This is a genomic window from Methanoculleus sediminis (assembly GCF_001017125.1).
Lineage (GTDB): Archaea > Halobacteriota > Methanomicrobia > Methanomicrobiales > Methanoculleaceae > Methanoculleus > Methanoculleus sediminis.
In genome coordinates, this window is record NZ_JXOJ01000002.1 from 616,904 (window position 1) to 638,437 (window position 21,534).

The following is a 21,534-nucleotide window of genomic DNA, read 5'->3' on the forward strand; positions in this document are numbered from 1 at the left end:
GCCCGGGCCTGCGCGAGTCCTGAAAAAAATAGGATAGGTTAAGGGATGACCCGTTGCTCTTCCGCCGGAGCCTCCGGGGTCACGTTCTCCACTGCGGTCTCATTCTCCACGGGAGTCACGTTCTCCGCCGGGGTCACGTTCTCCGGCGGCAGGAGATCCGGCGGCACGAGAACCGTGTCGATGATGTGGACGATGCCGTTCTCGGCCGCAAGATCGGAAGCAACGAGGGTTGCATTCCCTACCGTGAGGACGTCGTCGGCCGCGCTGACGTTGAGGCTGTCTCCGGTAAGGGCCTCAAGAACCGTCTCGTTGGTGGCGTTCGCCTCTTCCATCAGGTCTTCCGCGGTGTAGTTCCCTCTCACCACATGGTGCATGAGCAGGGTGTCAAGCATCTCCGTGTCGTTGAAGAGCGCAGTACGGGTCTCGTTATCGAGTGCCTCGAAAGCGGCGTCGTTCGGAGCAAAGACCGTGTACGGCCCGCCGGCGTTAAGCACCGTCCGCGTGAGTCCGGCTTGCCCGACGGCATCCGCAAAGGAAGTCAGGTTCGCGTCCCCGGCAACCAGGTCGGCCAGCGTCATGTTCGCCGGTTCCCCCTCCCCGGTCTCATTCCCGTTCTCCTCGACCATCATCCCCTCCGGGACGACGATGACGACTCCCTGCATGGGTGTCCGCCGCGTCGAAGCGTTGAGCGTACAGCCGTACGGATAGGTTCCCGTATCGGAGAATGTGTAGTTGAACGTCTCGTTCTGCTCTATCGGCCCGGAGTCGAAGACCCCGCCCGTGCTGGTGACGGTATGGCTCACCTCGTCGTAATTCATCCAGGTTACCGTTGTATTGCCCTCGACCGTGAGCGAGGCGGGGATGTACTCTCCGCCGCGGATATCGACGTCGGCAGTCGCCGCGAGAACCGGCAGGGCAACGAGCCCGAGGGCCAGGACGGCTGCGAGCCCGAGTATGGTTGAATTCATTCTCATGCAGTCTCACCACAGTTAAATGTCCTGGCAGGGAGAACAGCCGGGATCGTCCCGGAATCGAACCGGAACGCTTCGGCACCGCTCGCCGCTGCCATGGGCAGGAAAATAACAGCACAATTATATAAGTATTACTATAAATTTCGGGGATCGGCATCCCCGGCCGTCCCTGCCTGCCCTCGCATGAAGATCTGCGGGAGCGGGCCGCTCAGAACGGCCCGTCCTGTTCGAAACTCCTCTTCATCCTGATGGCGAGTTCCGCCTTGAAGAGTTCTTTTCCGAGGTAGGCGGCGTGGTCGAGCCGGGAGAAGCTTCCGTTTGAAAGAAGGGTGTAAAAGACATCTTCCCACGTTTTCCCGCGCACGGCGCGGTTCCGGTGAACCGCGACGATCCGGTCCCCCTCGATACCGATGCGGATGCACCCCAGGGGATCGTAGACGATCTCGTCGGGCATGGGAAGCGCATCCTCGACGCTCTCGTACTCCAGCGGCGGCTCCCGCCGCCGCCGCTTCTCCTTCAGGATCAGGAGGTCGAGCCCCAGGTCTTTGGGGTACGGGCGATCGGTCGTGAGGAACATCATCTCGGTTGCCCGCCGCATCTCCGCGACCGACCCTCGCGTCTTGTCGCTGTGCTCGCTCGTGAAGACGACGGCGGCCCCGACCTCGTGCGCCATCCCCGCAAGCAGCGCGTTCGCCCCGGGGGAGTCGGCGTCCAGCAGCTCCACGACGTTGCCCGCCCCGAAGAAGAGCGGGCGGGGTGCATCGGAGAACCCGGCGAGCGATTGCGTCAGCCCGGAACCCGCCGGCTGGAGGAGGGGATCGGCGATCAGGCAGTGGATCCCGGCCTCCCCGGCGGCGGCAAGGTTCTCTTCAAGCGTCCGCTCACGCGGCACCACGACCGCGGCCGCCCCGGCCTCCGCGACCGCCCGCCCGACGGCAGGGATATTCCCCTCGTGCAGGGAGAGCACCAGGTCGGCGCGGGAGAGCGCCGCCGCGATGAGGTCGGGGTCCTGCGTATCGACGGCGAGCGGGCCCTCGATATCCGCGAGGGCCGAAAAGCATCGCGCGACGTCGTCCGGGGTCGCGTCGAACCCGAATCCCAGGTCGACGATATCGGCTCCGTCGGCAAAGAACCGCCGGACGTCGGCGGGGAGATCGTCGCGCCTGTGCGCATCCATGATCTCCGCGAGCACCTTCATCCTCGAACCCCCGCCGATCTTTACACCGCGGACGATGAAGTCCGCCTCCGCCGCCGCTTCCCGGAGCGCCACCTGCCGGCAGGCCTCCTCGCGGCGTCTCTCTGCAAGGAACTCGTCGGCGGGGACGGATCTCGAGAGACGGGCGGTATCCAGCACAGAGAGGACCAGCGGGAGATCGGCTGCATGCCGCGGCCCGCGGTAGACCGGGACGCCGGTCTCGCGCTCGACCTCGGCAAACGACGCGGTGCACATCCCGGAGACGATCGCCATGTCGTAGTTGCCGCCGGCAAGCAATCTCCGGAGCTCTTTGGGGGTAAGAAACGATGCAATTTCGCCGGTGACCGCCACGTCTATCTCGTAGCGGTCGCTAAAGCGCCGGGCTGCCGATTTCACGATGCCGACCGTTGCCGATCCGGTCGGGAGGAGAATGTGCATACACTTCACTTATTATTCTGAGGATGACAAATAATCTGATCTCATGCTGCGGTGCGATCTGCATGTCCACACCAGGTTCTCCAAGGACGGAGAGAGCAGTGTGGAGGAAATACTCCGGCGAGCGGAGGCGGTCGGGCTCGACGCCATCGCGATCACCGATCACGACACGGTAGAAGGCGCCCTCTACGCCCTCGAGTGCGACACCCCCGTGACCGTGATCCCGGGCACCGAGGTCTCGACGAAACAGGGCCATCTCCTCGCACTCGGCATCACGGCACCCCTCCCGGACGGTCTCGACTTCTTCGAGACCGTCGCCGTCGCACGTGTCCGGGGCGCTCTCCTGATCCTCCCGCACCCCTACCACCGCTGGCGCCACGGCGTCGGGAGGAGACTCGCGGCCGGTATCGGCGCGGTGGACGCGGTGGAGGTCTTCAACAGCCGCTACATCACCGGCTCGGCGAACCGGAAGGCCGCAGTCATAGCACGGAAGTTCGGGAAGCCCGGCGTTGCCGGGAGCGACGCCCACAACGCCCGTTACGTCGGGTTCGGAGTCACCTACATCACGGCCGAGCCCGATGCGGCCTCCATCCTCACCGCGATCAGGGAAGGGCGAACGATGGCGGGCGGAAGGATGACCCCGCTCCATACCTACACCCGCCAGTCCATCAAGGGCGCTCTCCGTAGAATCCGGCGGACGGTACACCGATGAACCTGGCGTTCCGCTTCTCGTACTTCGGGGACCGGTTCTTCGGTTCGCAGATGCAGCCCGATCTCCGCACCGTGGAAGGCGAGTTCATCGGGGCCTGCAGGCATCTGGGGCTCTTCGGCGACTGGCGGAAGGCGAACTTCGCCACCGCCGGCCGCACCGACCGCGGGGTGCACGCCCGGTGCCAGATCTGTTCGTTCCGGACCGATAAGCCGGAGCGGGCGATTGAAGCGCTGAACCAGGTGCTCCCCTCAGACATCTGGTGCACGGGGTGGGCCGAGGCTCCGGACGGGTTTCACCCCCGGTACAGCGCCGTATCGAGGACCTACCGCTACTACTTCTTCGCCCCCGGTGATGCCGCCGCCATGCACGAGGCGGCGCAGGAGTTTCTCGGGCGCCACGACTTCTCGGCGTTCGCCCGTGCCGGCGACCGGAACCCCGAGCGGAGGATCCTCGCATCACGGGTCTTTATCGACGGGGAGTTCGCCGTATTCGAGGTGACAGGCGAGAGTTTCCTCTGGAACATGGTCAGGTGCATGGCAACGATGCTCGGACGGGTGGGAAGAGGCGAGGCCGGGGCGGGGGAGATCGCACGACTTCTTGCCGGGCCGCCGGAGCAAAGAGTCGTTGCGGCTCCTCCCGACGGGCTGATCCTCTGGGATATCGATTACGGGATTCCCTTCACGCCCCTCCCGATCGGCGCCAGAAGCAGCCGGTATCTGGGCGACCGGCATCGCTACCACGTCCTCATGGCAACGGTCTCCGCACACCTCGCGGCGGATCACCGGCAGCCCGACACACCCGGAATATAATACTTCCCAATGGAGCACTATGGTTCAGAGGGGATCGGGAAACCGACCTCCCTTATTATCGCTGTTTTGAAAGGATCAGACCACAGACAATGGATCTTCCGGAAGCGGTGCGGCAGGGGAAAACAGCCGTTCCACCCATCATCCGGGGCTGCTTCATTTAATCCTTCTTAAAGGCTGCATTCGATAAGACCGGACATAGCAGGAATCGCAGCGTGCGGAACTTCTGCCCACTCCCGGGAAAAGACAGCGGCCATTCTCCCCCGGACCGGAACGTTTATCTGGTCGGATGCGGTTTTAGGAACACCATAGTAAATTAAATTACATTTATTTTTAAGAAAGTTTAGCAGTTAAGTTTAATAATAACCTATTAATATATGCCAGCACAGTCCCGTTTCAGTACGTCAAGAGGGGAAAGTGGATGTACGACAAGGATCCGGTTCGCGCGAGGCCACCCGCTCACCTGGAGGGGTGGTTCGCCGAAGAAACAACTGTGCCGTTGCCGCAGTACATGGATGCAGAGAGAGACAGATGGATCGAACGACATCGCCCCCGGAGCATCGGGCAGGAGAGCGCGACAGGCGTCCCGGCCCTCCGCTGTGAGGTTCAGGAGCAGGTGAACCCTCTGAGGACGCCGGCGGCTCCGGGAAACCGGCGGGCGGTGAACGAAACCGCCGGGACTGCCGCCGTCGTGTCCCGACGGCCGGGCAGGATGCGGACGCTTGCGGCGATCCCCTGTTTCGACGAAGAGGTCGCGATCGGTTCCGTCGTCCTGCGAGCCCGGCAGCATGTCGACGAAGTTCTGGTGATAGACGACGGATGTACGGACAACACCGTGAAGATTGCCCGGGACGCAGGGGCGACCGTCATCTCGCACGGAGTCCGAAGGGGGAAAGGGCAGGGGATCAAGAGCGCTCTACGGTATGCGGTCGATCACGACTACGACTGCCTGGTCTTCATGGACGGCGACGGCCAGCACGACCCCGGGGAGATACCCCTCCTGGTCGAACAGATCCGCGCCGATGCTGCCGATCTCGTCATCGGCTTTCGGACCTTCGACCAGATGCCGTTTTACAGGCGATTCGGCCGGGCAGTGCTCGATATCGTCTCCAGCACCGGAAGTTCGATAACCGACTCGCAGTGCGGCTTTCGGGCGCTGAACAGAAAGACCATGGAATCGATGCTCGGTGCGCTTCGGATGGACGATTTCTCGACGGAATCGGAGATGCTCCGGATCGCCCAGGAGAGACGCTTACGTATCGGGGAGACGCCGATAAACTGCAAATACGGTGATTTCGATACATCCACAAAGAACCCTCTCTCTCACGGGATGGAGGTGCTCGGCTCGATATTCTGGCTTGCCGTGGAGAGAAAGCCACTTCTCCATATCGGCCTGCCCGGGCTTGCCGCGATGCTTGCCGGAGTCTTTTTCTTCCTCCAGTTCCTCCGGGGATTCAGCGAGACCGGCCTCGTCCCGATCGAACAGGGCATGCTTGCATCGCTCTTCCTGATCCCGGGGACCGTCGCACTCATGCTGGGCCTGGCGCTTGCCCTCGTCGCAAGGATGCGGGAGTGAACGATATGATGCAGAGGAGACGTGAAGAATGATTGGCGTAATACTCGGCACGCGGCCGGAGATCATCAAGATGTCCCCCGTCATCAGGGAGTGCGAACGCAGAGGTATCGACTACTTCATCCTTCATACCGGGCAGCACTACTCCTACGAGATGGATCGGCTCTTTTTTGAGGAACTCGAACTCCCCGACCCGGACTACAGCCTCGACGTGGGTTCCGGCACCCATGCCGGCCAGACGGCAAAGATCATGACCGGCGTCGAGGACGTCCTCGTAAAGGAGTCGCCCGACGTCGTCCTGGTGCAGGGGGACACGAACACCGTCATGGCCGCGGCTCTCGCGGCATCGAAGCTGCACATGAAGGTAGGGCATATCGAAGCGGGCCTGCGGAGTTTCAACCGCTGGATGCCGGAAGAGATCAACCGGGTGCTCACCGACCATATCTCGGATTACCTCTTCGCCCCGACGGAGAGCGCGAGAGACAACCTCCTCCGGGAAGGGATCGCCGAGCGGAAGATCTGCGTGACCGGCAACACCGTCGTCGATGCGGTATACCAGAACCTCGGCATAGCGGAGAAAAAGGGCAACGTACTGAAAGAACTCGACCTCGAGCCCCGTGAATACTTCCTCGTCACCGCCCACCGGCAGGAGAACGTGGACAACCGGACGCGCCTCAAAGAGATCCTGAAAGGGCTCGAAGGGGTGCAGAGGGAGTTCTCCCTGCCGGTCGTCTTCCCCGTCCACCCGCGAACCGAGAAACGGATCAAGGAACTCGGGATCGGCGTCGACGGGCTGAACCTCACCAAACCCTTCGGGTTCCTGGAGTTCCTGCAACTGGAGTCGCAGGCGAAACTCGTGCTGACCGATTCCGGCGGCGTCCAGGAAGAGGCCTGTGTTCTCGGCGTCCCCTGCGCCACGATGCGTTACGACACGGAGCGGCCCGAGACGCTGGACGTCGGATCGAACATTCTGGTCGGTGCCGACTCACAAAAGATACTCGAAGCGGTTCGTTCGATAGAATCCTGGAAATCCGGGTGGAAGAACCCCTACGGAGATGGGATCGCCGGAAAAATGATTATCATGGTCTGTGCCGCCGCACGGCCCCCGATGACTGCCCGAGGAGAATGCACATGAAGATCTGTGTACTGGGATTAGGATACATAGGATTGCCGACTGCACTGCTGTTTGCGGCTCACGGATCGGATGTCGTAGGCGTCGACGTGAAGCGGAGCGTGGTGGATTGCCTGAATCGCGGGAACCTGCCGTTCGGGGAGCCGGGACTCGACGACCTTTACGGCGAGGCTAAAAGCCGGTTCCTCGTCAGAACCGAACCGGAGGCCGCGGACGTCTTCCTGATCGCCGTGCCGACGCCCCTGGACCCGGCAACGAAGGTCTCCAACCTCTCCTACGTCAAGAGTGCGGCCGACATGATCGCCCCCCACCTTCGCAGAGGGAACCTGGTCGTTCTCGAATCGACCGTCCCTCCCGGAACCAGCGAACGGGTCGTCATCCCGAGACTCGAGAAGAGCGGCGTTGCCGTCGGAGACTTCCTCTACGCCCACTGCCCCGAGCGGGCGATACCGGGGCGAACCCTGCAGGAGATGCCGGGCAACAACCGCATCATCGGCGGCTACGACCGGGACTCCACCGACCGGGCGACCGCGATCTACCAGACCTTCGTCCGCGGGCAGATATACCAGACCGACACGAGGACGGCGGAGTTCGTCAAGCTGATGGAGAACACCTGCCGCGACGTGAACATCGCGCTCGCAAACGAGTTCGCCCAGCTCGCGGAGGAGTGCGGGATCAACGTCTGGGAGGCCATCACCCTCGCAAACAAGCACCCCCGGGTCACCGTCCTCAACCCGGGCCCGGGTGTCGGAGGGCACTGCATCGCCGTCGATCCCTGGTTCCTGACGGAGAACTCGACCCGGTGCAGGATGGTCTCCACCGCACGGGAGATCAACGACTCCATGCCGAACTACGTGCTGCGTGTCGCACGCGGCCTGCTTGCCGGGGTTCGCGACCCGACGATCAGCATCCTCGGTGTCGCCTACAAGGGCAATGTCGGCGACACCCGGGAGAGCCCGGCATACAAGTTCATCCAGCTCGCCGAGAACGAAGGGTATGCCATCCGGTGCCACGACCCGTATGCGGCGGAGTTCACACACCCCCTCATGAATCTCCCGGAAGCGACTGCAGGGAGCGACTGTATCGTCATCCTCACCGATCACGACTGCTTCCGGAAACTCGACCCGGCAGGGCTCCGGGTGAGGACGAAACTCGTCATAGATGCCCGGAACATCCTCGACCACGAGAAGTGGACCGACCAGGGCTTCGCCGTCCGCGTGCTGGGCGACGGTTCATCGGTGCAGCAGACGGTTCCGGGAGATATCGCGGCCCCCGCAGGCCTGTACCCCGCGGGCGCCGCGAGGTCGATTGCATCCTCATCGCCGCCGTCCATATCCCTGCTCTCTCCGAACGGGCGGGAGGGCTACCTTTAGTCCTCCCGGACGCGGTTTCGCCGGGCAGGAACCGTCGGCCGGCCTTCCACGACCTCATTCAGAGACCACGAGGAGTTGCATGAAACAGGTATGCATCGTATCCCAACACTTTCCGCCGGAGAAATCAGGAAACGCGTCACGAATACACGACACCGCCGTGCACCTTGCAAAACTGGGGATCGGCGTGACCGTGCTTGCGCCGCACCCCACGTTTCCTACCGGCTCGTTCCCCCGTACCTGGAAGCGCTCGGACGTGCAGGAGGTCGACGGGATCCGGGTCGTCCGCCTCTGGACCTGGCAGCCGGGCACCGGCGATCCGGGGTTTGGAAGCAGAATGGCCTACTACCTCATATTCCCGATCCACGCCGCACTCTGGCTCCTCCTCACCCGGAGCCGGTTCGACGCAATCATGACGTCGGCGCCGCCGCTCTTCACCGGGATCCCGGGGTACGTCCTGAAACGGAGATCAAGGGTGAAGTGGATCCTCGATATCCGCGACCTCTGGATCGATGCATCGATAGGCCTCGGTTTCCTCCGGGAGGGGAGCATCTACGAGAAGATGAGCCGGAAGTTTGAGCAGATGTGCCTTTCCCGGGCGGATCTCGTCGGGGTCACGACGGAAGAACTCGGGCGGAGGATCTCGTCGCGCTACCGGGTTACCGCTCCCATGGAACTGATGCCGAACGGCGTCAATACCGAATTTTTTCGTCCCACAGACGGCGGGAAGAAGCGGCAGATCATCTACGCCGGAAACGTCGGGCACGCCCAGGATCTCGATAAAGTGGCTCTCGCCGTCAAGTCGATGAACGGCACCTACAACCTGAAGTTCGTCATCGTCGGCGACGGCGACACCAGGAAGAGCCTTGAGAGGCTGGTGAAGACGGAGAGCCTGACCGACTCCGTCGTCTTCACGGGCACCCTTCCGCGCGAGGAGATCCCGCGGCTCCTCTCTGAATCGCTCGTGGGGGTGGCGCCCTTAAAGAGGCTCGCGAACCTCGAGTACGCCGCCCCCACCAAAGCCTACGAGTACATGGCGTGCGGGATACCCTTCATCGGCTGCGGGAACGGCGAGATCGCCCACCTCGCGAAGGAGTCGGGTGCGGGGGTCATCGCCGACAACACGCCGGAGGCAATCGCCGCGACGCTTTCTGCGCTTCTCGACGATCCGGAGAAGATGGAGGAGATGGGCCGCCGGGGCCGGGAGTATGTCGCGGAACATTACGACCGGCGATCGGTCGCACTGAAACTGAAGCACTACATCGAGAGGATGACATGGACGGGCGTGTAAGATCACTTCTCTCCCGCGTTGCCGGAGAGGTCAGGGGGCTCGCCGTCGTCGACGGCGAGACCGCGTATATCCGCGATCCGGTCTTTGGGGTCGTCCGGAACCGCGTGCACGCCGAGGTCGCGAAGGCGCTGCTCCGGTTAGGCGGCGACCCGCTCGTGGGCCCGATCCTGAACTACGCCGCAGGATGCCAGAACCCGGACGGGTCATGGAACGAGGTTCACGTGAACTACAACGAGCCTTCGGCGCTGATCACGGCGTTTATCGGCGACGCGCTCCTGGAGGCGGCGGACCGGCACCCGCATGATGAGGCGCTCCGAAAAGCCGGGGACTTCGTCCTCGCCGCCGAGAGGAGCCCGGGATGCTTCCTGAAGTCCCGGGGGTACACAGCCGACCACCTGAACGTCGACGCCTCCTGCGGGGCGTTCCTCGCCCGGTATGCCGAGCGTTATGACGATGAGGGGGCCCGTGCGGCGGCGCTGCGGGCGGCGGAGAACGTCGTCCGCCACCAGTGTAAATGCGGCGTCTACCCCTACGCCGTCGATAAGGGGACCTACCCCTACGTCTTCAAGCTCCCCTGCGTGCACTACCAGGGGGTGACGATCTACTACCTCGCAAAGGCAAACGACGTCCTGTGCGACGACCGGATAGACGAGAGCATCGCGATGGGCGTGCGGTGGCTCGCAGATGCCCAGCGTCCCGACGGGCGGTTCGACTGGTCGAGGAGCGGGCTCTCCTTCGCCTACTACCTCTCCGGGGCATACGCGTTCGCCCAGGCCTCCTTTATCTATGCGGCGCGGACGGACGAGCGCTACCGGGAACACGCCGATCTCTGTCTCGATCGGCTTGATAAGTATGTGCAGGGGCTTGCACCCCGGTGGGAACCGGGTTCCTGGCTCGGTCTCGTCCCGTCCGTCGCCACGGCGGCGAAGACGGCATCGCTCGGGCACTATCCGTTGCGGCACCGGGCGTTCCGTTTCGGCTACGGCATGTACCGCGAGATCGCCCGCCGAAGATACGGCGAAACCGCGGAGACACGGTCCTTCGAGGCCCTCTGCCGGCTGCTCGGGATCCGGTCGTCGACCGTGGAACCGTCGAATAACTTCCCCGATCTCTTCATGACTTCAGAGGTGCTCGACTGTCTCAGTCAGTCGGGAATCTGGGGGGAATCCACATGAAACAGGTATTGCTCGATCTGCAGTCAGGGTCCATCCAGGTGGAGAACGTTCCCGTTCCCGCCGTAACGAGGGGGGTCGTCGTCGAGAACGCCTACTCCCTCATCAGCGCCGGCACGGAGTCGTCGCTGATCAATCTCGCACAGCAGTCGCTCGTCGGCAAGGCGAAGGCACGCCCCGACGACGTCAGGAAAGTCCTCCAGAAAGTCGGGACGGACGGCCCCCTCTCGGCCTACCGGCAGGCGATGAGCCGTCTTGCAAAACCCGAACCGCTCGGCTACAGCTCTGCCGGCACGGTGGTGACGACGGCATCCGATGGCTTCGAGGTCGGCGACCGCGTCGCCTGCGCCGGAGCCGGGTATGCGGTGCATGCCGAGTACGTCTCGGTTCCAAAGAACCTCTGCGTCAAAATCCCCGACGATGTCGGATTCCGGGAAGCGGCGTTCACGACCGTGGGAGCGATCGCGATGCACGGCGCGAGAAACGCGAACGTCACCGTGGGCGAGAACGTCGCGGTGATCGGGCTCGGGCTGATCGGACTTCTCACTGTCCAGATCCTCAAAGCCGCGGGGTGCCGGGTGATCGGGATCGATATCGACCCCGAAAAACTCGCGCTCGCCGCGGATCTCGGTGCTGATGTCGTCTCGAACTACGACGGCCTCTTCGAGAGGGCGCGGGGGTTATCGCCGTTCGGGGCGGACGCGGTCATCATCACCGCGGCCACCAGATCGAGCGCACCCATCGAGGCCGCCGGCCGCCTGGTCCGGGATAGGGGCAGGGTCGTGGTCGTCGGGAACGTCGGCATGAACGTGCCCCGGGACGTCTTCTACGAGAAGGAGGCGGAGGTCGTCGTCTCCCGGTCCTACGGCCCCGGGCGATACGACAGGAACTACGAGGAGCGTGGGATCGACTACCCGATCTACGTCCGGTGGACGGAGAAGAGGAACATGGAGGCGTTTCTCGAACTGGTGCGGCAGAAGAAGATCGACCTCGACCGCCTGATCACGCACACCTTCCCGCTCGACGACGCTCCGGGGGCCTACGACCTCATCAATACCGGGAAGGAACGGTTCATCGGGATCCTCCTGCAGTACAGCCCGAACGGTGCGGGGGCCTCCGACACCGTCGTCCACCTCCCGGAGCCGTCGAAGCAGAGGCGCAGGGTTCCGGCCGCGGCCCGGACGCTCGGGTGTATCGGCGCCGGGGTTCACGCCCAGAGCGCCCTCTACCCTCTCCTGCCGAACCTCCCGGTGAACCTCGGGGGGCTTGCGACCGCGACGGGGCTCTCGGCGCAGACGGTCGCGAAGAAGTACGGGTTCGCCTACTGCACCACCGACTACCACAAGATCCTCGACGATCCCGATATCGACGCGGTGATGATCGCGACGAGAAACGACCTGCACGCGCCCATGGCGATAGACGCGCTCCGTGCCGGAAAAGACGTCTTCGTCGAAAAACCGCTCGCGACCGATATCGACAGCCTCCGCCGGATCGTCGAGGCCAGAAACGAGTCCGGGCGGCGGCTGATGGTGGGGTTCAACCGCCGCTACTCCCCGCTTGCGGCGAGGATGAAGGAGTTCTTCGCAAACCGGGCAACCCCCGCCGTCCTGCACTACCGGGTCAACGCCGGGCAGATCCCGCCGGACCACTGGGTGCACGACGACGAGCAGGGCAGCGGGATGCTGATCTCGGAGTGCTGCCACTTCATCGACTTCATGCAGTACATCACCGGGGCACGGCCGGTCCAGGTCTTTGCCCGGGCGATCGAACCGACCGGGACGCTCCAGAAGTACGACAACTTCCAGGCGACCCTGACATTCGACGACGGGTCGCTCGGCACCGTCACCTACACGACGCTCGGCGACCGCTCATACCCCAAAGAGACCGTCGAGGTCTTCGCCGGCAACGCTGTCGGGAGGATCACCGACTTCCGCGACCTCGAACTCCGGCGGGAGGGGAAAGCATCGCGGGAGAAGCGGTGGCTCGCCCAGGAGAAGGGGTTTGCCGAGGAACTCCTGGCGTTCGTGAAGGGCGAGGAGCCGGACTTCGCCGCAAGCGTCGCGACGACCATTGCAACGTTCGCGGCGTGGGAGTCGATCGATACCGGGGCGGCGCGGGAGATCGATCCCGGGCGGGTCGGGTTGTGATGGGGTTTAAGCGTTGAGACCAGGTTTTTTGCCCCGCCACAGCGAGGGCAGTGCGTGGTGACATCACCATCGCGGGGGGCGGCTCGCGGGGAGTGCGAGCGAAGCGAGCTTGAGCACCGATAGGTGCGACGGGGGCACGCCCCCTCCCCTGTCTCAACCCGGTATGCGAACATCTGTAGCCTCCTCCCCCCGAGGGGGCGGAGGCAATGTATAGCCGGTGGAAAGCCGTATCCCCGGGAGCGAGCCGGGACTCCGTTCTTTTCCAGGGTCTCCCGGTACCCGCGGGTGGTGAAATCCAGACGCAATGCCCCACTAACGGTGCTCGAACTCTGTTCCTGCGAAACATCGCAAGTCGCACCTGACGGTGCTCGAACTCCGTTTCTGCGAAACAGCGCAAGTCGCACCTGACGGTGCTCACGCTCCGCTCCTCACGGAGCGTCGCACCTCGCACCTGACGGTGCTCACGCTCCGCTCCTCACGGAGCGCCGCACCTCGCACCTGACGGTGCTCACGCTCCGCTCCTCACGGAGCGTCGCGCAAAAAACACCCGGGGAGTGCCCGGGCCCCCATATTCGGGCCCGATTCACCGCTTACGAAGAAGAAAGCTGGGTACTTCGGATATACGCCAGCTGCTCACGGATCCGCTCCGGGATCGTGCGGGAATCTTCTGCCGTAACGGCCTCCTTCCACTCCTCCCGGCACGGGCCGTCCAGACCGTCGAACTCCGTCGTGTCGAAACGGGAGTTGTATCGCTGGATCGCCTCCGTGATCCCGGCATCGCACTTCCCGCAGTTCCGTGCCCAGTCAAGCGATTCGACCGAATAGTTCCAGGGGCTGACGTAGACACGGGCACGATCCCCGAACCGCTCCCGGCACTGCTGGAGGAGTTCGACAATCGTCCAGAGCCACGGCGGGCGGTAGAGATCGTTCTTCCAGAGTTCGTGCACGACGGTGTTCTTCTCGACCGTCGTCACCTCGAGGTCGACGTAGTCGATCCCGCGCGAGACGCAGTAGGCTATGGTCTGCAGGATATCGTCTATCGCTTCTCCTTCGGTGAGGAACGGCGGTTTCACCAGGAGAAGCGGTTTCGTCAGCACGCCCATCCCCCGCATCCTCGAATGGAAGATATCGAAGTTGTTCGCCGAGAACCCCTTGTTGATGCAGAGGTTCATCACCTGGGCGTTTGCAGACTCGAACCCGAACGCCACCTCGAGCTGCCGCCCGTTCAAGGCCTTCTTCATCTTCGCCACGTGCTCGTCGGGGGAATAATCGATCCTGGACTCGACGACCACCTTCTTGATGTTTTTGTAGCCGTCGATGTACGAGCAGATCTTCTCGATGGCGGCAACCGGCATCTCGCGTTCGTTAAAGATATTGCCGTCGTTGTATATCGAGACGATCGGATAATCCCCGAGATCGACGGCGTCCATCACGTACTCGAACTGCGCGATGTATTCTTCAGCCGATACCTCCCTGCCCCGGGACGTTGCACAGTAAAAACCGCACATGGTGCACCCTCCCGTCTTCTCGACCCATTCGCACCCCGTGGAACGGAGGAAGATGATCAACCGCCTGATGGGCTGATCGTCGAGATGCCCAATCCGCTCCTCCCAGCCGATGGGAACCGTAAAATCGAGGTCGTGCGGAGTGTTTCCATTCCGTTTGCGCAGACCCCCGGCCAGTGCGCGGATCTCGTTTAAAATATCATTCTCCGTTGAGTGACCCGTAAAGGTCTCTGCGCTGCTACTGCTATCAGGTACGGCCCTATCTAGAATAATTATCCCCCCTGTTCCGGGCATGCACCTTCATGCCGAAGGCGCACGTCCCCGGTGACTGTCGCCTTATCTTACCAAGACATACCCCTGATAGGCTTTCGCATATTTATAGTTTATCCAATCTGTCAGGTTATCGGGCCATGTTTTCGAAAAGGTATTCTTTGACGGGAAATCCAGGAAATCAGGCAGTCTGTTGAGAAGAATCGGATCCGCACTCCCGCCGTATTTCCCCCGGTTGGCGATCCGTTCGCCCATAGAACCCTGATCCTGAATGGGGGAGATGACGGCATGCCAATTTTTATATACGTTGTTCAGGGGTATACTATCCCGATGCACCGGCAGGTGGTCGTCCGGGCAATTCGCCCGGAGAAGAGTCGGAAAGGGCCCGGTACAAACCGGAAACCGGTGGGGCGAAGAGGCGGCATCACCGTGCGTTTCCGGCAGCTAGGGCAGAAGAGCGCATGAGAGGGGAACGGATATTATGATTCGTCTGGGAGAGAGGATTTGCGGCAGGGAATCGTTCACTGCAAAAGCTCTCGCGCTCCTCCCGGCTTATAACGTCTATCGAAAGACCTACGCCCTCCTCCGGAAGTCCCAGCAATGGAGCCGGGAAGAACTCGCGGCCCACCAGGCGCAGGCGCTCTCGCGCCTCCTCGACCACGCCTACGAGAACGTCCCCTACTACCGCCGGGTCTTCCGCGAGCGCGGCCTCGTCCCGGAGGACATCCGGACCCCCGACGACCTGGTGCTCCTCCCGTTCCTGACCCGCGAGGACCTCCAGAACAACCTCCCCGACCTGAAGGCACGGAACTACCCCGACTCCGCCTTCGAGTATGTCACCACCGGCGGCTCCACCGGGATCCCGGTCGGCTTCTACTACGAGAAAGGCGTCTCCCGGGCCCGGGAATGGGCGTTCATGAAGACCCAGTGGGACCGCGTCGGCTACCGGTTCACCGACCGCTGCGTCGTCCTCCGGGGCTACATCGTCGGGTCGGCAAGAGACGGCGTCTTCTGGAAGAAGACCCTCTGCGGCCGGTGGCTCTTGATGTCTTCCCACCACATGACCGAGGAGACCCTGCCCGCCTACATCGACCGGATCGAGAGGTTCGAGCCCCGGTTCATCCAGGGATACCCCTCCACGGCCGTGATCCTGGCGCGATACATGCGGGAGCACGGGGTCGAGCCGTTCCCGACCGTCAAAGCCGTCCTCTGCGGGTCGGAGAACCTCTACCCCTGGCAGCGCGACCTGCTCGAGGAGGTGTTCGGGTGCCGGGTCTTCTCCTGGTACGGCAACTCCGAGCAGACGGTGCTTGCCGGCGAGTGCGAGGAGAGCACCCACTACCACATCTTCCCCGAATACGGGATCGTCGAACTGATCGGGCGGGACGGCCGGCCCGTCCGGGGGCCGGGGGCCATGGGCGAGGTGGTCGCGACCAACCTCACCAACTTCGTCTGCCCCCTCATCCGATACCGCACCATGGACCTTGCCACGGCGGCCGGGGGAACCTGTTCCTGCGGGCGGAGCTACCCGATACTCGAGCGGGTCGAGGGGAGAGTCCAGGACTTCATCGTGACGGGGAAAGGCGAACTACTTTCCGGGATCGCCATGAACATCGATACCGATGCGTTCGATAACGTTAAACAGTTTCAGTTCTACCAGGAGAAGGTCGGGGAAGTCATACTGAATATCGTGAGAAAATCAACGTTCAGCAAGCAGGACGCGGAGTACCTCTACCGGGAAGTAAGCCGGAGTTGCGGCGACGACGTACTTATCACCATCAGGTACGTCGACAACATACCGCTCACCGCCCGCGGCAAGCATCGCTACTTCGTTCAGGACCTGCCGATACACTTCAGCGAACGGGAGGGGGGGATTGTCGAGCATGTGTCCTCCGATCTACTCGCCTGAACCGGGAGGTATGCATACGAGGGCAGGTCTTCGTCGATGGGTGTCGCGTGCGAACCCGCTCACCGTAAAGGCACTCAGCCTGGTGCCGTCTTACCGCACCTACCGGCAGATGTACGCGCTCCTCCAGCGGTCACAGTGGTGGAGCCGGGAAGAACTCGCGGCCTATCAAGCGCAGGCGCTCTCGCGCCTCCTCGACCACGCCTACGAGAATGTCCCCTACTACCGCCGGGTCTTCCGTGAGCGCGGTCTCGTCCCGGAGGACATCCGGGGCCCGGGGGATCTCGAACTCCTCCCGTTCCTGACCAAAGAGATCGTCCAGGCCAACCTTCCCGACCTGAAGGCCAGGAACTACCCGGAGTCCGCCTTCGAGTACGTGCGCACGTCCGGCTCCACCGGAACCCCCATGGGGTTCTACTACGAAAAAGGGGCCTCCCGGGCCCGGGAATGGGCGTTCATGAAGACCCAGTGGGACCGCGTCGGCTACCGGTTCGGCGACCGTTGCGTCATACTCCGGGGGCACGTCGTGGACGGGGCCTCCAGCGGCACCTACTGGCGGCGAGCGCTCTTCGGCCGGTGGCTGATCATGTCCTCCCACCAGATGACCGAGGAGACCCTGCCGGGTTATGTATCCTGGATCCGGGCATTCAGGCCCCGGTTCATCCACGCCTACCCCTCCACGGCCGTGATCCTGGCGCGATACATGCGGGAGCACGGGATCGGGCCGTTCCCGACCGTCAAAGCCGTCCTCTGCGGGTCGGAGAACCTCTACCCCTGGCAGCGCGACCTGCTCGAGGAGGTGTTCGGGTGCCGGGTCTTCTCCTGGTACGGCAACTCCGAGCAGACGGTGCTTGCCGGCGAGTGCGAGGAGAGCACCCACTACCACATCTTCCCCGAATACGGGATCGTCGAACTGATCGGGCGGGACGGCCGGCCCGTCCGGGGGCCGGGGGCCATGGGCGAGGTGGTCGCGACCAACCTCACCAACTTCGTCTGCCCCCTAATCCGATACCGCACCATGGACGTCGCGGTCGCCACGGAGAAGCAGTGCTCGTGCGGGAGACAGTATCCCCTGCTCGAGAAGGTGGAGGGGAGGCTCCAGGAGTTCATCGTAACCCGGAGCGGGCACCTGATCTCCGTCACCCCCATCAACTACGAGTCTGAGGCGTTCGAGAACATACGGCAGTTCCAGATGTACCAGGAGGAGGTGGGCGAACTCATCATGAAGATCGTCAGAAAACCGGCCTACACCGAGAAGGATACCCGGCAGCTGACCGACGAACTTCGATGCCAGCTCGGCGACGGGGTGAACGTCCACGTCCACTTCGTCGACGAGATTCCCCGCACCGAAGGCGGCAAGTTCCGGTACCTCATCCAGAAAATTCCCATCTCGATCGGCGACCTCTGACGGGTCTCAGTCGATGTAGTGGACGACCCTGCGCTTCAGCCAGGGATTGTTGAAGACGGAGGTGTACGCCCATTCCGCCAGGGTCCCGACTATATCCTTCCGGCAGACTTCCATATACATGCCGAGAGCCGAACAGAACTTCGACTTGAAGAAGTTGAGGTCGGGCGTGTTCGCCCCGATGTTCTCCAGGTAGGAATACCCGTCGGCCCGTGCACGCTGAACCAGGAGCCACTGGAGATACTCGTTCCCTGCATGAGCACTCTCGATTCGTGGCGTGCCCATCCAGAGCAGGAACCGCTTGTACTCCTGGGTGGCGACGGCTCCCGTGAGCGCGCCTTCCCGGTCATAGAGGTAGTACGCCGCGAGATGATCCGGGTACGCCCGGAAGACATCCTCAAAGTAACGCCTGCTGATCATCGGGATGTTCATATCAGGCTGGCTGAACCGCCCGGCAAGCGCCGTATACAAATCAGAGAGATCGGTGCTCCGCACGAGATCCATCCCGGCCTTCTCGGCTTTCCTGATTTTATTCCGGAGTTTATAGTGGAAATCCCCCCAGATCGTCTCGAGCGGCCGCGTAAGATCGATGACGTAGGTGTAGTGAACCTTTGGAGTATACCCCCTCCAGATGAACTGCCTGACGTCGGTGAGGCCGGGGACGAAGATCAGGGAGAAGTAGTGCGGCGATATCGCATCGATCTCTGCAGAGAGATCCGCCGCAACGAGATCCATGATCGCCTCCTGCTTGCCCAGTTTCAACGCGGCAAAATCCTTCGCCGGGATAAGGCCCTGGTAGGGGATGACCGCCTGCATGGGCGGCGGCGAGAAGAGCGTCTTGACCCCGTGCACGCTCCTGAAGAAGAGCGGAGCGAGGCAGACGAGTTCCTCTCCCTTGTAGATGCCGTACGGGAGGAGCCGGTACCCCGTGTGCCGGGCCGTGATCGTGATGTAGTCCCACCTGTGAAAAAGCAGCCCGTACGGGCTTGCATCGACAAATGAATCCCACGTATCCCTGTCCTTAACAAGTTCGAGCACCATAGAGCCAGACTTCCCGCCAAACGGTCATGCCAGACCGGGCCCGATACAGGATACCTCAAGGGCAATATTTATATCTTTCCCGGTAACCCCGGGGAGCGTGGGGCTGCGCCGATTTAAGCGGACACGAGAGATGCCGGGCCCCGGCGGGCCATCCCGATCACCTGACGTAGGGGACAAACCTCTTCTTGATCAGCGGTCTGTTGACGATGTTGCTGTACGCCCATTCCGCAACCCTGCCCACGCCGTCTTTCCTGCTCACCTCAAAAAAGATCGCAAGATCCGGGTTGTACTTCGCCTTATGCATGTTCAGGTTCGGGTTGTTCGCCCCGGTATTCTCGAACTCCGAAAAACCCTTCGTTTTGGCGTCTCGGATCAGGCACCACTGGAGATACTCGTTTGCCGACGTGCCGTCGATCTTCGGCCCGCCGACCCAGAGGATGTAGCGCCTGTATTCCAGGGTCGTGCCGACCCCCTTGAGGTCGCCGGCCCGGTCGTAGAGGTGGTAGACACGGGCGTGGTCCGGATATGCCCGGAAGATATCCTCGAAGTAGTCGCGGGTGATCATCGGGATCTTCATATCCGGGCGGCTGAACCGCAGGCGCACCGTCTCGTAGAACCGGGTAAGACCGTCGCCCTCCTCCAGGTGGTAGCCTTCCTTCTCGAACCGCCGGAGACTCGTGCGCAGCTTCGCGTTCACGTTCCCCCAGAGGGTCTCGATCGGCGGTGCGAGGTCGATCGTATACGAGTAGTTGATCCCGGTCCGGTAACCGTCCCAGATAAACCGGCGGATGTCGTGAAAGCCCGGGACGAACGTCATCGAGAGGTAGTTCGGCGCGAGATCACGGAGGGCTTCCGTGAGCCCGTCGGCCACCGCCTGCAGCATCGACTCCTTCCTGCTCTGCTTTGCCGCTGCATAATCCCTGGCCATGACCACCCCGAGATACGGTATGACCGCCTGCATGGGCGGCGGCGAGAGCACGACGGTGACGCCGTTCGTCCGCCTGCAGAAGAGCGGGAAGACCGCGAGCAGTTCTTCGCCCTTGTAGATGCCGTAGGGAAGAAACGCATACCCGGTATGCCGTTTCGTGATCGTCAGGAAGTCCCACTTATGAAAGAGGAGGCCCGAGGGGCTCTCGTCGACAAACGCGTCCCAGGCATCTCTGTCCGCGATGATCTCGACCGGCAAACTGTTCTTCCTCCACTCTGCCGGAGAGGGCCGGCAGGACTTTACCTCCTGCGGTCGGCCATATAAATCTAACGGCTGACGGGGTCGTGCCGGGGCATTGAGCCCGACCGGCCACACGAACACGGTATCCATTCCGACGTTTCCGGGCATCAGGAGCCCTGAACCATGATTTTTGAGATAACATATCTCGCCCGGTGCCGTGAGGCACCGGGGAGGAGAGGGGCGGCGGCGAACCCTAAACCCTGCCGGCCGCCATCATCAACCGTTTCATAAAGGAGCGGTATGCCCACTCGGAAAAAGCGCCGAAGGTGTCTTTCTTCTCGATCTCAAAGTACATCGTGAGATCGGGGTTGAACTTCGATTTGAAGAAAGCCAGATCGGGGTTGTTCGCACCCATGTTCTCGAACGTCCGGTAGCCTTCGGCATGTGCACGCCGGATCAGGAGCCACTGGAGATACTCGTTCCCCGCGTGAGCGCTCTCGATCTTCGGCGTTCCCATCCAGAGCAGGAACCGCTTGTACTCCTGAGCGGCCACCACGGCCGCGACCTCGTCCTCTGCATCGTAGAGGGTGTAGACCCCTATCCGGTCCGGGTAGGCGCGCACGAGATCCTCGAGGTAGTCGCGCCTGATCGGCGGGATGTCGAGTGACGGGTCGCGGTAACGATCGGAGATGAGCGCATGGAGCGTGGAGACATCCCCGGATCTCTCCAGCCGGAGACCTGCTTTCTCTTCCTTCTTCAGCTTGCTGCGGAGTTTGTAGTGGAGGTTGTTCCAGATATCCTCGAGCGGCCGCTCCAGATCGATGGTGTAGGTATACCGGACCCGCGCATCGCACCGGTCCCAGAGGTAGTGGCGTATATCGTCGAATCCGGGGACGAAGGCCATCGAGAGGTAGTTCGGTGAGAGATCGAGGAGTTCCCCGCGAATCTCCTCCGCGATCAGCCCGAGAAGGGATTCTTTCTTGCTCCGCTTGAGCGACCCGAACTTCCCGCTCGTCACGCACCCGAGGTGGGGGATCACCGTGAGCGGCGGAGGCGAAAAAACGGCGTTGATGCCGTGCATCCGCCTCCAGAAGAGCGGAAATACACAGAGCGGCTCGTCTCCCTTATAGATCGCGTAGGCAAGGAGAGTGCTCTTCGTATGGTTTGCCGTCAGGTGCAGGTAGTCCCACTTGTGAAAGAGGAGGCCCGAAGGGCTCTCGTCGATGAACGTGTCCCAGGTATCTCCGTCCTCGACTCTGATCGCTGTCATCCCTTCCGTCACTCCGGTGCTGTCATGCAGTCTGCGGCTCGGCGACCTCTAATCATCTCCCGGACTCATATATACCTTTCCAAGGGTCCACCGTATCGCGCAGCCGGTCGCCGCGGGGCCGGGCGCAGTTACCCTGCCCGGGCGGCGAGCCCGGATCCGCGGACA

General features: G+C 62.6%; 16 protein-coding genes. 10 read left to right on the forward strand and 6 right to left on the reverse strand.

The window, feature by feature from the left end; all coding sequences use genetic code 11:
• Window positions 1-38: 38 nt before the first annotated feature.
• Together SZ63_RS05845 and SZ63_RS05850 are read right to left on the reverse strand one after the other, a co-directional pair.
• A complete protein-coding gene (locus SZ63_RS05845; RefSeq protein WP_241481256.1) occupies window positions 39-974 on the reverse strand; it encodes a fasciclin domain-containing protein in 936 nt (311 codons plus the stop codon).
• Between the two features lie 205 nt (window positions 975-1,179).
• A complete protein-coding gene (locus SZ63_RS05850) occupies window positions 1,180-2,604 on the reverse strand; it encodes a dihydropteroate synthase-like protein (RefSeq protein ID WP_048182544.1) in 1,425 nt (474 codons plus the stop codon).
• A 43-nt stretch (window positions 2,605-2,647) separates the two neighbouring features.
• Between SZ63_RS05850 and SZ63_RS05855 the strand changes: the two genes are divergently transcribed.
• The 8 genes from SZ63_RS05855 (at window position 2,648) to SZ63_RS05890 (ending at window position 12,804) form a co-directional block, all read left to right on the forward strand.
• On the forward strand, window positions 2,648-3,313 hold the full coding sequence (locus tag SZ63_RS05855) for a CehA/McbA family metallohydrolase (RefSeq protein ID WP_048182547.1): 666 nt from the start codon (window positions 2,648-2,650) through the stop codon (window positions 3,311-3,313).
• Window positions 3,310-4,122, forward strand: a complete 813-nt coding sequence (gene truA / locus SZ63_RS05860; protein WP_048182549.1) for a tRNA pseudouridine(38-40) synthase TruA — start codon at window positions 3,310-3,312, stop codon at window positions 4,120-4,122. Before SZ63_RS05855 ends, truA begins: the two co-directional genes overlap by 4 nt.
• A gap of 418 nt (window positions 4,123-4,540) precedes the next feature.
• The gene (locus SZ63_RS05865) at window positions 4,541-5,695 is read left to right on the forward strand and encodes a glycosyltransferase family 2 protein (protein ID WP_241481257.1); all 1,155 of its coding nucleotides are present in this window, start codon (window positions 4,541-4,543) and stop codon (window positions 5,693-5,695) included.
• A 28-nt stretch (window positions 5,696-5,723) separates the two neighbouring features.
• Window positions 5,724-6,827: a non-hydrolyzing UDP-N-acetylglucosamine 2-epimerase gene (wecB, locus tag SZ63_RS05870; protein ID WP_048182553.1), complete on the forward strand. Its 1,104-nt coding sequence runs from the start codon at window positions 5,724-5,726 to the stop codon at window positions 6,825-6,827.
• Window positions 6,824-8,197, forward strand: coding sequence for a nucleotide sugar dehydrogenase (locus SZ63_RS05875; RefSeq protein WP_048182556.1), 1,374 nt, complete (start codon window positions 6,824-6,826; stop codon window positions 8,195-8,197). The genes wecB and SZ63_RS05875 overlap by 4 nt, the downstream gene beginning before the upstream one ends.
• Window positions 8,198-8,276: 79 nt before the next feature.
• Entirely contained in the window at window positions 8,277-9,485 is a 1,209-nt protein-coding gene (locus SZ63_RS05880; RefSeq protein ID WP_048182559.1) for a glycosyltransferase family 4 protein, read from the forward strand.
• On the forward strand, window positions 9,470-10,660 hold the full coding sequence (locus SZ63_RS05885) for a prenyltransferase/squalene oxidase repeat-containing protein (protein ID WP_048182560.1): 1,191 nt from the start codon (window positions 9,470-9,472) through the stop codon (window positions 10,658-10,660). Before SZ63_RS05880 ends, SZ63_RS05885 begins: the two co-directional genes overlap by 16 nt.
• Complete coding sequence (locus SZ63_RS05890) at window positions 10,657-12,804, forward strand: bi-domain-containing oxidoreductase (RefSeq protein ID WP_048182563.1); 2,148 nt, start codon at window positions 10,657-10,659, stop codon at window positions 12,802-12,804. Before SZ63_RS05885 ends, SZ63_RS05890 begins: the two co-directional genes overlap by 4 nt.
• A 590-nt stretch (window positions 12,805-13,394) precedes the next feature.
• Here SZ63_RS05890 and SZ63_RS05895 read toward each other — a convergent pair.
• Window positions 13,395-14,603 carry an archaeosine biosynthesis radical SAM protein RaSEA gene (locus tag SZ63_RS05895; protein ID WP_156168403.1) on the reverse strand — a complete coding sequence of 403 codons (1,209 nt, stop codon included), beginning with the start codon at window positions 14,601-14,603 and terminating at the stop codon, window positions 13,395-13,397.
• A gap of 457 nt (window positions 14,604-15,060) precedes the next feature.
• On the opposite strand from SZ63_RS05895, the gene SZ63_RS05905 reads away from it, so the two are divergent.
• Window positions 15,061-16,488, forward strand: coding sequence for a phenylacetate--CoA ligase family protein (locus SZ63_RS05905; RefSeq protein WP_048182572.1), 1,428 nt, complete (start codon window positions 15,061-15,063; stop codon window positions 16,486-16,488).
• Between the two features lie 10 nt (window positions 16,489-16,498).
• Window positions 16,499-17,893 (forward strand): phenylacetate--CoA ligase family protein, encoded by a 1,395-nt coding sequence (locus SZ63_RS05910; RefSeq protein ID WP_052959072.1) that lies wholly within the window; start codon window positions 16,499-16,501, stop codon window positions 17,891-17,893.
• 6 nt (window positions 17,894-17,899) lie between these two features.
• On the opposite strand, the gene SZ63_RS05915 is transcribed toward SZ63_RS05910, so the two are convergent.
• From SZ63_RS05915 to SZ63_RS05925, 3 genes are all read right to left on the reverse strand, one after another.
• On the reverse strand, window positions 17,900-18,931 hold the full coding sequence (locus SZ63_RS05915) for a GNAT family N-acetyltransferase (protein WP_048182578.1): 1,032 nt from the start codon (window positions 18,929-18,931) through the stop codon (window positions 17,900-17,902).
• A gap of 157 nt (window positions 18,932-19,088) precedes the next feature.
• Entirely contained in the window at window positions 19,089-20,117 is a 1,029-nt protein-coding gene (locus SZ63_RS05920; protein ID WP_048182580.1) for a GNAT family N-acetyltransferase, read from the reverse strand.
• A gap of 235 nt (window positions 20,118-20,352) precedes the next feature.
• Complete coding sequence (locus SZ63_RS05925; RefSeq protein WP_048182583.1) at window positions 20,353-21,369, reverse strand: GNAT family N-acetyltransferase; 1,017 nt, start codon at window positions 21,367-21,369, stop codon at window positions 20,353-20,355.
• Window positions 21,370-21,534: the final 165 nt, after the last annotated feature.

Coding starts and splice junctions, on each gene's coding strand:
- SZ63_RS05845 (WP_241481256.1), bottom strand. CDS start 974: ATGAGAATGAATTCAACCATACTCGGGCTCGCAGCCGTCCTGGCCCTC.
- SZ63_RS05850 (WP_048182544.1), bottom strand. CDS start 2,604: ATGCACATTCTCCTCCCGACCGGATCGGCAACGGTCGGCATCGTGAAA.
- SZ63_RS05855 (WP_048182547.1), top strand. CDS start 2,648: ATGCTGCGGTGCGATCTGCATGTCCACACCAGGTTCTCCAAGGACGGA.
- truA (WP_048182549.1), top strand. CDS start 3,310: ATGAACCTGGCGTTCCGCTTCTCGTACTTCGGGGACCGGTTCTTCGGT.
- SZ63_RS05865 (WP_241481257.1), top strand. CDS start 4,541: ATGTACGACAAGGATCCGGTTCGCGCGAGGCCACCCGCTCACCTGGAG.
- wecB (WP_048182553.1), top strand. CDS start 5,724: ATGATTGGCGTAATACTCGGCACGCGGCCGGAGATCATCAAGATGTCC.
- SZ63_RS05875 (WP_048182556.1), top strand. CDS start 6,824: ATGAAGATCTGTGTACTGGGATTAGGATACATAGGATTGCCGACTGCA.
- SZ63_RS05880 (WP_048182559.1), top strand. CDS start 8,277: ATGAAACAGGTATGCATCGTATCCCAACACTTTCCGCCGGAGAAATCA.
- SZ63_RS05885 (WP_048182560.1), top strand. CDS start 9,470: ATGGACGGGCGTGTAAGATCACTTCTCTCCCGCGTTGCCGGAGAGGTC.
- SZ63_RS05890 (WP_048182563.1), top strand. CDS start 10,657: ATGAAACAGGTATTGCTCGATCTGCAGTCAGGGTCCATCCAGGTGGAG.
- SZ63_RS05895 (WP_156168403.1), bottom strand. CDS start 14,603: ATGCCCGGAACAGGGGGGATAATTATTCTAGATAGGGCCGTACCTGAT.
- SZ63_RS05905 (WP_048182572.1), top strand. CDS start 15,061: ATGATTCGTCTGGGAGAGAGGATTTGCGGCAGGGAATCGTTCACTGCA.
- SZ63_RS05910 (WP_052959072.1), top strand. CDS start 16,499: ATGCATACGAGGGCAGGTCTTCGTCGATGGGTGTCGCGTGCGAACCCG.
- SZ63_RS05915 (WP_048182578.1), bottom strand. CDS start 18,931: ATGGTGCTCGAACTTGTTAAGGACAGGGATACGTGGGATTCATTTGTC.
- SZ63_RS05925 (WP_048182583.1), bottom strand. CDS start 21,369: ATGACAGCGATCAGAGTCGAGGACGGAGATACCTGGGACACGTTCATC.